The 13187-nt window shown below is 65.7% G+C and carries 10 protein-coding genes; 7 read left to right on the top strand and 3 right to left on the bottom strand.

Annotation, left to right across the window (positions count from 1 at the left end; all coding sequences use genetic code 11):
* Positions 1-31 precede the first annotated feature (31 nt).
* The gene (locus tag QM712_RS17115) at positions 32-1504 is read right to left on the bottom strand and encodes a DUF4173 domain-containing protein (protein WP_415024295.1); all 1473 of its coding nucleotides are present in this window, start codon (positions 1502-1504) and stop codon (positions 32-34) included.
* Positions 1505-1692: 188 nt separating this feature from the next.
* Here QM712_RS17115 and QM712_RS17110 point away from each other — a divergent pair, with 188 nt between their 5' ends.
* A complete protein-coding gene (locus tag QM712_RS17110; RefSeq protein WP_415024294.1) occupies positions 1693-2991 on the top strand; it encodes a glycoside hydrolase family 3 N-terminal domain-containing protein in 1299 nt (432 codons plus the stop codon).
* Positions 2992-3134: 143 nt separating this feature from the next.
* The gene (locus QM712_RS17105; protein ID WP_415024293.1) at positions 3135-3341 is read left to right on the top strand and encodes a hypothetical protein; all 207 of its coding nucleotides are present in this window, start codon (positions 3135-3137) and stop codon (positions 3339-3341) included.
* Positions 3342-3526: 185 nt separating this feature from the next.
* Here the strand turns inward: QM712_RS17105 and QM712_RS17100 are convergent, their stop codons facing one another.
* Positions 3527-4372, bottom strand: coding sequence for an SDR family NAD(P)-dependent oxidoreductase (locus tag QM712_RS17100; protein WP_415024292.1), 846 nt, complete (start codon positions 4370-4372; stop codon positions 3527-3529).
* Between the two features lie 188 nt (positions 4373-4560).
* Between QM712_RS17100 and QM712_RS17095 the strand changes: the two genes are divergently transcribed.
* From QM712_RS17095 to QM712_RS17080, 4 genes are all read left to right on the top strand, one after another.
* On the top strand, positions 4561-6057 hold the full coding sequence (locus QM712_RS17095) for an aldehyde dehydrogenase family protein (protein WP_415024291.1): 1497 nt from the start codon (positions 4561-4563) through the stop codon (positions 6055-6057).
* A 120-nt stretch (positions 6058-6177) separates the two neighbouring features.
* Positions 6178-7305: an alkene reductase gene (locus tag QM712_RS17090; protein WP_415024290.1), complete on the top strand. Its 1128-nt coding sequence runs from the start codon at positions 6178-6180 to the stop codon at positions 7303-7305.
* A gap of 149 nt (positions 7306-7454) precedes the next feature.
* Complete coding sequence (locus QM712_RS17085; RefSeq protein ID WP_415024289.1) at positions 7455-7958, top strand: GFA family protein; 504 nt, start codon at positions 7455-7457, stop codon at positions 7956-7958.
* Positions 7959-8102: 144 nt separating this feature from the next.
* Positions 8103-9764 (top strand): thiamine pyrophosphate-binding protein, encoded by a 1662-nt coding sequence (locus QM712_RS17080; RefSeq protein ID WP_415024288.1) that lies wholly within the window; start codon positions 8103-8105, stop codon positions 9762-9764.
* A 299-nt stretch (positions 9765-10063) separates the two neighbouring features.
* Here the strand turns inward: QM712_RS17080 and QM712_RS17075 are convergent, their stop codons facing one another.
* Positions 10064-11443 (bottom strand): LLM class flavin-dependent oxidoreductase, encoded by a 1380-nt coding sequence (locus QM712_RS17075; protein ID WP_415024287.1) that lies wholly within the window; start codon positions 11441-11443, stop codon positions 10064-10066.
* Between the two features lie 282 nt (positions 11444-11725).
* On the opposite strand from QM712_RS17075, the gene QM712_RS17070 reads away from it, so the two are divergent.
* On the top strand, positions 11726-13111 hold the full coding sequence (locus QM712_RS17070) for a M20 family metallopeptidase (RefSeq protein WP_415024286.1): 1386 nt from the start codon (positions 11726-11728) through the stop codon (positions 13109-13111).
* The last annotated feature ends 76 nt before the right edge of the window (positions 13112-13187 follow it).

Genomic DNA, 13187 nt, shown 5'->3' with positions numbered 1-13187 from the left:
TCAGTCCGATGGCTGGTTGCCGGACTGAGTCTTAGCCTCGGGCAGCCAGCCGGTGCTCGAGCCGCCAGCTCCGAAGGCCCCAGCTGCGCCAGGCCAGATCCTGACGATGCTGTTCTACAAGGCGGTCGCGGCGGGACACAAGGCAGGTCTCGTCGGCGCGGAGCGCGATGACCTTGTCAAGCGCCGGCAGCGCCTGTGGTCCGAGCGAGAGCAGGTAATCGGCATCGATCTGCGCGCCTCGGCCCGTCATCTCGCGGCTGTGGGCCACATTGTAGTCGGCGATGAACGCGTCGAAGTTCACGAGCGAGGCGCAATAGAGCGAAATCGTCAACGCGATCAGATTGGCGCCGACGAGCCATCGGTTGGAGCGATCGAGCAGGATGCGCACCATGATGAGGATGAGGCCCAGTGCCACCAGCCCCATCCAGATGAACGCCGCGATCCGCCAATAGGTCAGCATGTAGATGTCGACGTAGAGATCGAGGCGGAGGATGGAGGAGGCGACGAGCAGGACATTCTGCCCCACCCAGAGATAGACCAGCGGCCTGATCACCCCGGATTTCTCGGCGGCTCCGCCCGGACGCATGGCGGCCAGGACGAACGCGGCGGCGAGCAACGCGGTAGCGATCAGCGGATAGGCGCCGCGATGGGCGTATTCGGCGTAGGTGACGTTGGCAGGCAGCGCCACATGGCCCCAGAGATAGAGTCCGTCGAGCACGGATTGTGCGGCGAACAGCAGATTGAAGAGGATCAGCGAACGCAGAATGGTGGAAGGGCCGAGGAATTCGGCGGGTACGAACGGCGCCGGCGGTTCCGGCTCGCCGAGATCAACGGTAGCTGGCGGGACGACGGTCCGGCGGCGCCATCGCACGTGAATGAACGGCCAGACCAGCGCCAGAATCGCCGTCCAGAACAGCACGCGCCGGATGCTGACATAGTCGAGGATGATGTTTGGATTGAGCAGGGACACCCATTGCTCGATCACGGGATTGGCGGCGGCGAACAGGGCGACGAACACCGTACCCAGCACGGCCGGCAGAAGCCAAAGCGCGATGGCGCGGCTGAAAGCCGAGACGTTGAAGAGCTGCAGGGCGTCGGGAAAGAACCGGAAGGGCCCGAACAGGACGAAGTTGCGGAGCGCGCGCGCCCGGTCCGCAAGCCCCGTCGTCTCCGGATTGGTCGTGACCAGCAGGGCGATGGCGAGCGCCGCAACAAGGATCAGGAACGAGAGCGTGTTGAGCTCCTCGATGGCCGGAACGAGGCCGAGGCCGAGCACGATCCCACCGGTCACCGCGCGACGCCCATTCAGCGTCGCGCGGTTGGCGAGCAGCGAGGCGGTTGCGATCGCGATGGCGAAGATGACCACGGCCAGCCCGATCCGCCGGCCGTAGAACAGCCAGTCGGCGAACGCGGCAAGCGCCAGGGCCATCGCGAGTTTGACGGACAGCGCGGAATGTCTGATCGGCCGGATGTCCGTCGTTGTCGTCGAAGCCAGGCTCGTCATGTCAAGAAGACCTCCGTGAATGGTGACGTCACGAAGTCTGAGCGACGGTTGTGCAGAAGCCGGGGTCATCGTCTGCACGACTTCAGCAGTTTCGTGCAGATTCCGTGCAGATGCCGGTTTGCCGCTCGCGCGGCATCGCAGGCTTTGATAGGTGCGAAACGTCCATCGGATCGCACGTGTCGCATTCCATGCAAATCATCCGCCATCTCGGTCTCATCCTGCTCTGGCTGGTCGCGCCTGTTGCTGCTCTCGCGGCGGCCAACAAGAACGATCCTTATCTCGTCGCGATGCGTGGCGCCGGAAACGTCGTGCTTGTCGTCACAGGCGCCGTGATCGTCATTGTCCTGCTCTGCCGTGGGCACTGGCGCCGCACAGCGGGTAAGCAGCTCATCCTCCTGTGGTGCCTGACGCCGCTGCTGATGTCGGCGGCGCATCTGCGGTTCGAGCTGCGCAAGCGCGATGTTCTCGGCGCGAGCTTGTCCGAGGCTCGCCTGCTCGGGCCGCATTTCATGGTCGGCTATTCGTCCTTTCCCGAGGTCGCACGCCTCGCCGGGCAAGGCTTGATCGGCGGCGTCTACGTCACGCGGCACAACATCCGGGGTCGCGGCGTCGATGCGCTGCGTGCCGAGATTGCGGCGCTTCAGGACAAGCGGCGCGCCGCGGGCCTGCCGCCCTTGATAGTGGCCGCGGATCAGGAAGGCGGCATCGTCGGACATCTGTCGCCGCCGCTGACGAAGGTGCCGGCGCTGGCGACGCTCACCGGGCTTGCCTCCGACGTCCAGCAGGCCAGAGCCGAGGAGTTCGGTCGCATCCACGGTCGCGAACTTGCCGATCTCGGGGTCAACCTGAACCTCGCGCCCGTGCTCGACCTCAAGCCGCCGTCGCGGCGCAATCGTCTCGACTTCCACACGTTGATCGGCCAGCGCGCGATCGCCGCCGATCCCGCCGTCGTCGGCGCGATCGCGGGCGCCTATGTCCGGGGCCTGGAAGAAACCGGTGTCGGCGCAACGCTCAAGCATTTCCCCGGCATCGGCCGCGTGCGCACCGATACGCATCATTTCAGCGCCGATCTCGATGCATCTGTCGAGGAGCTGGAGGCTTCGGACTGGCGTCCGTTCCGCGCGGTGCTGTCGCAGTCGCGCAGCGCGCTCATGGTCGGCCATGTCACGCTCACGGCGGTCGATCGCGACCGCCCGGCGTCGCATTCGAAAGATGTCGTCGAAGGGATCATTCGCGACAAGTGGAACTACCAGGGTGTGGTGATGACCGACGACCTCGTGATGGGCGCGATCTATCAGCACGACGTCTGCAAGGCCGTGGTCGAGGCGATCAACGCCGGTGTCGATCTGCTGCTGGTGGCTTATGACGGCGCACAGTTCTATCGGATCTTTGCCTGCGCGCTGGACGGTGCGCGGCAAGGCAAGCTCGATGCGGCGATGTTGCGCGCGAGCGCGCTGCGACTGGAGCGTGCAGTTCCTGCCGACTGAGCGTTGGAGCGGCAGCGCGTGGCCGGTATGGCCGGACCGGGCGCATTGGCCAGTGACTGTCGCGGCCCGAGCCGGCATTGCCGATTGTGATTTCAGCGTAGGTGCGATATGGCTCTCGCGCTTTCCAGAGGCGGAGATGAGCTTTGTCGAAACAATCCCTGCGTGAGGAGGCCGAGCGCCTGATCCGCGAATCGATGGAAAAGAAGACCATCGTCGTCAAGCAGGGCACGACCCGCATCGAGGCGGTCTGCGGCAAATGCGGCGCGCCGAACCGGGTCCAGGCGGAAAAGGGCCAGACCCGCGTCAAGTTCGCCTGCAAGCAGTGCGGGCATCAGCAAGAGACGCTGTAGGGGGTTGCGACGACACCCTCGCCCCTTGCGGGAGAGGGCGGCTGCGCGAAGCGAAGCCGGGGGTTCTCTCCGCGAGTTACGCTGCCAGTCATTTTCGCGGATGATACCCCTCGTCCGGCGCGCTCAGGAGTGCAATTACGCTCCAAGCCGCGCCACCTTCTCCCGCTAGGGAGAAGGGAAACGATCTACTTGCCCTTTACGAACGTCGCGAACGCATCCGCGTAGTCCGGGTGCCAGCGTGACAGCGGCGGCCGGTTCTCGACGATGTCGCCTGCGGCCCACTGCATGCGCTTCTCGTCGAGCGCGCGGGGCACGTCGTTGTCCGGGCACAGGATGTAGAAGTCGCCGGCCTCCAGTCGTGCCAGCATGAAGTCGACGGTCTGTTCCGGCGTCCAGGCGCCGGCGGGCTTCTCGCTGCGTCCCTTCGCGGTCAGCCCGGTGAAGACGAAACCGGGGATCAGCAGATGCGCGGTGATCAGGCAATCCTTCGTGTTGCGCAGTTCGTGCTGAAGCGCTTCCGTGAAGGCCTTCACACCGGCCTTCGAGACGTTGTAGGCGGGATCGCCGGGCGGCGTGGTGATGCCCTGTTTCGAGCCGGTGTTGATGATGAGGCCGGGTTTTCCGCGCGCGATCATTCCTGGCGCGAAGATGCGCGAGCCGTGGATGATGCCCCACATGTTGACGCCGATGACGCGCTGCCAATTGTCGGGCTCGCCGAACAGCGTGCTGCCGGGCTGGATGCCGGCATTGTTCATGAGAATATCGGTCCGGCCGAAACGGTCGCGCACGTCATGCTCCAGCTTCGTCACGCTCCCGGCCTCGCTGACGTCGACCGCGGAGGTCATCACATTTGCGGCGCTCGCGACGGATGACAGCTTTGTCGCGGCGTCGGCCAGCCTGTCCTGATCGACATCGGCGATGCATATCTTCAGGCCCGCGCGCGCGAAGGCCATGGCGGCCGCAAATCCGATGCCCGATGCACCACCGGTGATCACGGCGACATTGTCCTTGACGATGGCAGGGTGCGACATTGTGCTCTCCGGAGCAGGGGCTGCGTGTGATCGAGCTATAACATGACGGCCGTCGGACCCTGCACAAGTCGGCATGGGAGGTCTTCGTTCCACGCCGCCTTTACGCCCCTCCGGCAGCGCTGTATTCTGGTTGACCTAACGATCCCGCCCAGATCGAACCAATCAACGACCTCACAGGGAGTGCAGCCATGGCTGTGTCGCAGGCTATTCCGATCACGCGCCATCCGTTCGCCAACGGGTCCTACAAGCAGATGCTGATCGACGGGAAATGGGTCGATGCTGCCTCAGGCAAGCGCTTCGAGACCCACAACCCCGCCACCGGCGAGCTGCTCGCCACCGTCGCGGAGGGCGACAAGGAAGACATCGATCGCGCGGTTGCGGCCGCCCGTCGCGCCTTCGAAGGTCCGTGGAGCAAGGTCAAGCCGTTCGAGCGGCAGAACCTGCTCCTGAAGCTCGCCGACCTCGTCGAGAAGAATTTCGACGAATTGTCGCAGCTCGATACGCTCGACATGGGCGCGCCGCTCAGCCGCACCCGGGCCTATCGCCTGCGGGCCGTCGGCATGCTGCGTTACTACGCCGGCCAGACCACCGCGATCCACGGCGAAACCATCGAGAACTCGCTGCCGGGCGAGATCTTCTCCTACACGCTGAAGGAGCCCGTCGGCGTCGTCGGAGCCATCATTCCCTGGAACGGCCCGCTCACGGCGACGCTCTGGAAGATCGGCCCCGCCATCGCGACCGGCTGCACCGTGGTGCTCAAGCCCGCCGAAGAGGCGCCGCTGACGTCGCTCCGCATCGCCGAGCTGGCGATCGAAGCCGGCATCCCGCCCGGCGTCGTCAACGTCGTGCCCGGCTATGGCGAGACCGCGGGTGCTGCGCTTGCCTCGCATCATGACGTCGACAAGGTCGCCTTCACCGGTTCGCACGTCACGGGCCAGTCGATCATCCGTGCATCGGCCGGCAACTTGAAGCGCGTCTCGCTTGAACTCGGCGGCAAGTCGCCGGACATCGTGTTCGCCGATGCCGATCTCGACGCCGCCGTGCCCGGCGCCGCGATGGCGGTGTTTGCGAACTCGGGACAGATCTGCAGTGCGGGCACGCGCTTGTTCGTCGAGCAGTCGATCTACGAGGAGTTCGTCGGCCGCGTCGCCGAGTTCGGCAAGAAGCTGCAGGTCGGCAACGGCCTCGATCCCAACACCCAGATCGGGCCTCTGGTGTCCGCGCAGCAACTCGAGCGCGTCACCGGCTATCTCGACATCGGCCAGAAGGAAGGCGCGAAGGCGCTGGTCGGCGGCGGCCGCGTCACCGAAGGCGCGCTGTCGAAGGGCTTCTTCGTGTCGCCGACGGTGTTCGCAGGCGTCCAGGACAACATGCGGATCGCGCAGGAGGAGATTTTCGGTCCCGTCATCTCCGCCATCGCGTTCAAGGACATGGACGAACTGGTCAAGCGCGCCAACAACACCACGTTCGGCCTCGGCTCCGGCTTGTGGACGCGTGACGTCAGCAAGGCCCATGCGGTCGCCAAGAGCCTGCGGGCCGGCTCGGTGTGGGTGAACTGCTACCAGGCCATGGACCCGGCCGTGCCGTTCGGAGGCTACAAGATGAGCGGCTACGGCCGCGAGTCCGGCAAGCAGCATGTCGAGGAGTATCTCAACGTGAAGGCGGTCTGGATCAAGACGGCTTGAGGCCTGCTATCTCCGGCGTTCCGCCTGAGGGAATATCTGCTTTTGTAGGGGCGGCGCCTTTTCCGGTGGCCGCCCCTCGCTATATGATCCCTGTCCTTCCTTCGAAAATCCGGGGCCAGCATGAAATTTCCGGCGTTGTTTCAACCGTTGCAGGTTGGTCCGTACAAGCTTGCGCATCGTGTCGCGATGGCGCCGTTGACTCGCATGCGCGCCGAGCGCGACAGCTTTTCGCCGCGGCCGCTCAACGCCGAATATTACGGCCAGCGCGCGACGCGGGGCGGGCTGATCATCGCCGAGGCCTCGCCGGTGCTTTCGCACGGCCGCGGCAACCCGGCGACGCCGGGCATCTATTCGGAGGCGCAGATCGCCGGCTGGCGCAAGGTGGTCGACGCCGTGCACGCCAAGGGCGGCATCATCTTCCTCCAGCTCTGGCATGTCGGCCGCGTCTCCCATTCGTCGTATCACGGCGGCGCGCTACCGGTCTCTGCCTCGGCGATTGCAATCAAGGCCGAAGGCATGAAGGCGATGACCGCCGACGGCAAGATCGCCGACTACGAGACGCCGCGCGCGCTGGAGACCGAGGAGGTCGGGGGCATCGTCGAGGCGTTCCGGCAGGGCGCGAAGAATGCGCTCGCCGCGGGCTTCGACGGCGTCGAGATCCACGGCGCCAACGGCTATCTGCTCGAGCAATTCCTGCAGTCCCGCAGCAACCAGCGCACCGATCAATATGGCGGCCCGATCGAGAACCGCGCGCGGCTTCTGCTCGAAGTCACGCAGGCCGCGATCGACGTCTGGGGTGCCAACCGTGTCGGCGTGCGGCTGTCTCCGCACGGCATCGCCAATGATTCCGGCGAGGCCGATCCGATGCCGCTCTACACCCACGTCGTGAAGGCGCTCGACAAGCTCGGTCTCGCCTATCTGCACTTCATCGAGCCGCGCTCCAGCGGGGCGGGCCGTGCCGACGTCAACTGGCAGAACGTTCCGTCCGCGATGGTGTTGTTCCGTCCGCACTGGAGCGGCGTGCTGATGACCGCCGGCGGTTTCACCGGCGAGACCGCCAACGCGGCGATTGCTGACGGCCATGCCGACATCATCGCTTTCGGCCGCATCTTCATCTCAAATCCCGATCTGCCGCGGCGCCTGGAACACGACTACCCGATCACCCCGTACAACCGGGCGACGTTCTACAGTGGCGAGGAAAAGGGCTACACGGATTATCCGGTATATGACGAGCTGACGCCGGCGTAACGCCTCGCGTCAGCCGGCGCGATGCGCGGCATCGAACCGGAAATTCAATTCACGTTCCGGCTTGCGGTCCATTGGATTCCGGGCTTGCGACTTCGCCGCGCCCCGGAGCCAAATGAGTGTCGCTCGCGATGACGACGGGGAGAGCCACCATGGCCAAAGCTGCGGCCGCCGCCGGAACCGCCACCGGCCAATGCCTCTGCGGCGAGGTCATCTTCGAGATCGATGTTCCCGCGCGCTGGGCCTGGCACGATCATTCGGCGGCCAGCCGCCGTGCCCACGGCGCCGCCTACGCCACCTATGTCGGAAGCTGGAAGAAGCGCTTTCGCATCATCTCGGGCAAGGCCGCGCTCACCCGCTACGAGGACAAGGCAATGAAAACCGCGCGCAGCTTCTGCTCGCATTGCGGCACGCCTATCGCCTATGAGCGCCCGCGCGGCCCGCACATGGTCAACATTCCCCGCGCCCTGTTCAAGGAGCGCACCGGCCGCCAGCCGCTCTATCACATCGCGATCGAAGAGCTGCAGGAATGGGCCTATACGGGCGAACCGCTGGTGCCGCTGAAAGGCTTTCCCGGCGTGGTCTGGCAGCGCTCGAAAAAGAAGAAGCGCACGAGCGGCGAGGATCCGTTCGAGCTGGGACGCGAGGAGATCTAGCACGGCCGCCGCGTCCGGGCACGCGAGTGGGGCTTTCCTGTCCCGCGCAACGCAGCCATGACTGCGCTTCCTTGCGTGCCTCCGGCGACTTCGTCCATCATGCCACCGTCCTGCGCGGCAACATCCGCGAGGCCTGGAGGGAACATGAAGAACAAGATCACCGGCCGCTCCGCCTTTCTCGCGCTGCTCAAGGACGAGGGCATCACGCATCTGTTCGGCAATCCCGGCACCACCGAGCTGCCGATCATGCACGCGCTGAAGGATCATCCCGACCTCACCTATGTGATGGCGATGCAGGAGAGCCTCGTGGTCGCGATCGCGGATGGCTACAGCCGCGCCTCCGGAAAGCTCGTCGCCTGCAACGTCCATGTCGCGCCCGGCCTCGGCAACGCGATGGGCTCGCTCTACAACGCGCAATTCACGGGCACCCCGATGATCCTGACCGCCGGCCAGCAGGAGCAGGGCCACGGCCTGATGGAGCCGGTGCTCTACGGCCCGCTGGTGCGCATGGCCGAGCCGCTGGTGAAATGGGCCGTCGAGGTGACGCGGCTGGAAGACCTGCCACGCATCGTGCGCCGCGCCGCCAAGGTGGCGATGACGCCGCCGACCGGGCCAGTGTTCATCTCGCTGCCCGGCGACATCCTGAACAGCGAGGCGGGGATCGACCTCGGTCGGTCCACCCGCATCGACGCGCGCACGCGGCCCTCGGACGAGGCGCTCAGGGCTTTCGCGGCGCGACTGCTCAAGGCCGAGCGCCCCGTGATCGTCACCATGGACGAGGTCGTCAAGAGCGACGCGCTGAAGGAGGCGGCCGAACTCGCCGAACTGCTCGGGGCGGCGGCCTACCAGTCCTCGACGCCCTATGGCGCTCACTTCCTGTCCGAGAGCCCGAGCTTCGTCGGGACGCTTGCGCGCGTGCAGAAGGTCGCGCGCGACACGCTCGCGCCGTACGACCTGCTGATCGCGCTCGGCGGCGATCCCCTGCGGATGTCGGTCTATAGCGAGGTCGATGCGCTGCCCGAAGGTCTCGGCATCGTGCAGGTCGGCCTGGTCGATTGGGAAATCGCCAAGAACTACGGCGTCGAGATCGCGCTGAAGGCGGATTTGAAGGAGACGCTGCGCGCGCTGATCCCCGTGCTGAAGGAGATGGGTGGCGCGACATTGGCCCAACGCGCGAAGCAGCGTCTCGCAGAACTCGCGCCGAAGAACTGGACCGCGCGGCGCGCCGCGCTGGTCGAGCAGATCGGCAAGAGCGCCGGCCGCACGCCGATTGATCCGGATTTTCTCGTGCTGCAAATGGCCGAGGCGATGCCTGACAACGCCATCCTCGTCGACGAGGGCCTCACCTCCAGCCGCCAGATCTCGGCGTTGCATCCGCATCGCGACCGCTACGGTTATCACGGGCTCGCCTCCGGCGGCATCGGCTGGGGCCTGCCGGCGTCTGTCGGCGTCAGCATCGCCAATCCGGACCGGCCCGTGGTCTGCTTCTCCGGCGACGGCAGCGCGATGTACTCGATCCAGTCGTTGTGGACGGCCGCGCATCACAAGCTGCCGCTCAACGTCGTCATTGCCAACAACGGCGGCTACCGGATCATCAAGCAACGCCTGCTCGCCTTCCACGGCGACGACAATTACGTCGGCATGGACTTCGTCGATCCGCCGGTGGATTTCGCCGGCATGGCCAAGGCGCTGGGATGCGAGGCGATCAAGGTCAGCGACAGCCGCGAACTGAAGGCGACGCTTTCGTCCGCGTTCAGCCGGCCGGGAACGAAGCTGATCGAGGTGATAGTGGACGGCAGGGTGTAGCTCCGTCGGCCGCCGTCATTGCGAGCGCCGCGAAGCAATCCAGAACCCCGCGACGGTGGCAGTCTGAACTGCTTCGCGGAGCCTGTCATCGGGCCGCGCTTCGCGCGCACCCGTAGGATCGCAATGACGAGGAGGAGTCACCTCCGCATCGTCGTCCCGGCGAAGGCCGGGACCCATACCGCGTGATCCAGCGATTGCGGACGTCGCCAATCCCGATCGACTGTTTTTCGCCAAATTGCTTCGCGTGTGATCGGTCCCGCCTTCGCCGGGACGACACCCAGCGTGGCGCGAGGTTCGGTCTACCCCGTCCTTCCCACCCGATAGCCCGCCGCCGGATGCGGCGCGCCGAGCTTCGCGCGGCCCTGGCCGAACAGCTTCTCACGCAGCGTGCCCGGCGCATACTCCTGCTTGTACCGCCCGCGCCGGGTCAGTTCCGGCACCAGCATGTCGGCGATGTCCTCGAAATCACCGGGCGAGATCGCGAAGGCGACGTTGAGGCCGTCGACGTCGGTCTTCTCGAACCAATCCTCGATCTTGTCGGCGACGCTCTCGGGCGTGCCGACCACGACGGGGCCGGCACCGCCGACGCCGACATGCTCGATGACGTCGCGCACGGTCCAGACGCGATCGGGGTCGGCGCGGGTCACGTTGTCCATCGCGCTGCGGCCGGCGTCGTTCTGGACGTGGCGCACCTGCTGGTCGAGGTCGTAGCCGGAGAAGTCGACGCCGGTCCATCCCGACATCAGCGCCAGCGCGCCCTCGGGGCTGATGTGGCGGCGATAGTCGGCATATTTCGCCTGCGCTTCGGCTTCGGTCCGGCCGAGGATGATCGTCATCATCGAGAACATCAGGATCTCGGCCGGGTTGCGTCCGAGCGCCGCGGCCTCCTGCCGGATCGCGGAGACGCGTGGCGCGATCACCTTGGCCGATGGCCCCGACATGAATACGCATTCGGCGTGCTTCGCCGCGAACTGCCGCCCGCGCGGCGACGTGCCGGCCTGGTACAGGACGGGCGTTCGCTGCGGCGACGGCTCGCTCAGGTGGATCGTGTTGTTGATGCGGTAGTTCGCGCCCTCATGGTTGACGCGATGGACTTTCGCCGGGTCGGTGAAGATGCCGCGCTTGCGATCCCGCAGCACCGCGTCGTCCTCCCAGCTTCCTTCCCAGAGCTTGTAGACCACTTCCATATATTCGTCGGCGATGTCGTAGCGGTCGTCATGCCCGGTCTGCTTGTCCTTGCCGGCGCCGCGCGCGGCGCTGTCGAGATAGCCGGTGACGACGTTCCACCCGATGCGTCCCTCGGTCAGGTGATCGAGCGTCGACATCCGTCGCGCGAACGGGTAGGGCGGTTCGAAGGAGAGATTGCTGGTAGCGCCGAAGCCGAGATTCTGCGTCACCGCTGCCATCGCGGAGAGCAGCAGCAGCGGCTCGTTCGACGGTGTCTGTGCTGCGTTGCGCAAGGCCGCATCGGGGCTGTTGCCATAGACGTCGTAGACGCCGAGCACGTCGGCCAGGAACAGCCCGTCGAAGCGCCCGCGTTCCAGCGTCTTGGCCAGATCGATCCAGTAGGGCAGGCGATTATATTCGGACGTGCGGTCGCGCGGATGGGTCCACAGGCCCGGTGACTGGTGCGCGACGCAATTCATCGCAAAGGCGTTGAGCCTGATCTGTTTGGGCATGGTGGTCCCCCGGCGCGCTGTCCTGAGCATTTTTCGGATGATAGACGTGCGCCCGAACTTGGCGGAGTTCTTGCATACGGCTTATTGTGTACGGCAATCGCACATGGCTTGTTGCATATGGCCTGGCGTTGGCAAGGCCAAAATCAGAGGCCGTTCCGCCCTTGGCAAGCCAATCTCAAGAGAGCAAGAACGAAATCGCAAGAACGATCGAAGTCCCCGCCACTTTCGACAGTCCGGAAAGGCCATTACGCTGACCCGGTTCGAGACCTTGAAAACGAAGCCATGACCAGAGCCGACGCCATCGCCCATGCCCGCACCGATTTCGCATCCGGCGCGTTCCTGACCGAGCTTGCCCGCCGCGTCGCCTATCGGACCGAAAGCCAGAATCCGTCGCGCGGCGCGGAACTGCGCGCCTATCTGGAACAGGAGATGCGGCCCGCTTTCGCGGCGCTCGGCTTCGAGAGCCGCTTGGTCGAGTCCCCGAGCGGCAAGGCGCCGTTCCTGTTCGCCGAGCATCACGAGGGCGCCTCGCTGCCGACCGTGCTGATCTACGGCCATGGCGACGTGGTCGACGGCATGGAGGGTGAGTGGCGCGAGGGCCGCGATCCCTGGCGCACCATGGCGGCAGGCAATCGGCTCTATGGCCGCGGGACCGCCGACAACAAGGGCCAGCACAGCATCAACATGGCCGCGCTCCGCGCGGTGCGCGAGGCCCGCAGGGGCAAGCTCGGCTTCAATGCGAAATTCATCGTCGAGATGGGCGAGGAGATCGGCTCGCCCGATCTCGGCAAGGTCTGCGATCTCCATCGCGAGGCGCTGAAGGCCGATCTGTTCATGGCCTCCGACGGGCCTCGTCTGTCGGCGGACCGGCCGACCCTGTTCCTCGGCTGCCGTGGCGGTATCCGCATCCATCTCGATGTCAATTTACGCGACGGCGGGCACCATTCCGGCAATTGGGGCGGCGTGCTCGCCAATCCCGCGACCATTCTGGTCAATGCGATCGCCACGCTGGTCGACGGTCGCGGCCGTCTCCAGCTCGATGCCCTGAAACCGCCGCGGCTGACCAACCAGATCCGCAGCTATCTCGCCGACGTGCAGGTGGTGCCGACCGAGGACGAACCGGCGCTCGCGGAGAATTGGGGTGAGGAGGGGCTGTCGGCGGCCGAACGGCTCTATGCCTGGAACACGCTCGAAGTGCTGGCGATGTCGTCGGGCAATATCGAGAAGCCGGCAAACGCCATTCCCGGCCACGCCAATGCCGTGCTGCAGCTGCGCTATGTGGTCGGCACCCGGATCGACGGCCTGATCGAGGCGATCCGCGCGCATCTGGTCGAGAGGGGCTTTCCGATGGTCGAGGTGCGGGCGGCGCAGAGCTTTGCCGCCTCGCGCACCGATTTCGACAGCCCCTGGATCAAATGGGCGGCGGATTCGGTCCGAAACACGACCGGCAAGGCGCCGGCGGTTCTGCCGAATTTCGGCGGCTCGCTGCCCAACGATGTCTTTTCCGAGGTTCTGGGCCTGCCGACGATCTGGGTCCCGCACTCCTATCCCGGCTGCTCCCAGCATGCGCCCAATGAGCACATCCTGCTGCCATTGACCGAAGAGGCCTTGACGATCATGGCCGGGCTGTTCTGGGATTTCGGGGAGCTGCCGCGGCCGTTAACCTGAGCCGCGTGCCAGTCGAAAGTTACATTCTATTCCGGCCCGATTTGTGCTTGCATCCAGCGGCACCATCCTAAAAGGG

The organism is Bradyrhizobium sp. (assembly GCF_047605465.1).
Lineage (GTDB): Bacteria > Pseudomonadota > Alphaproteobacteria > Rhizobiales > Xanthobacteraceae > Bradyrhizobium.
This window is presented reverse-complemented; position numbering and strand designations above follow the sequence as displayed.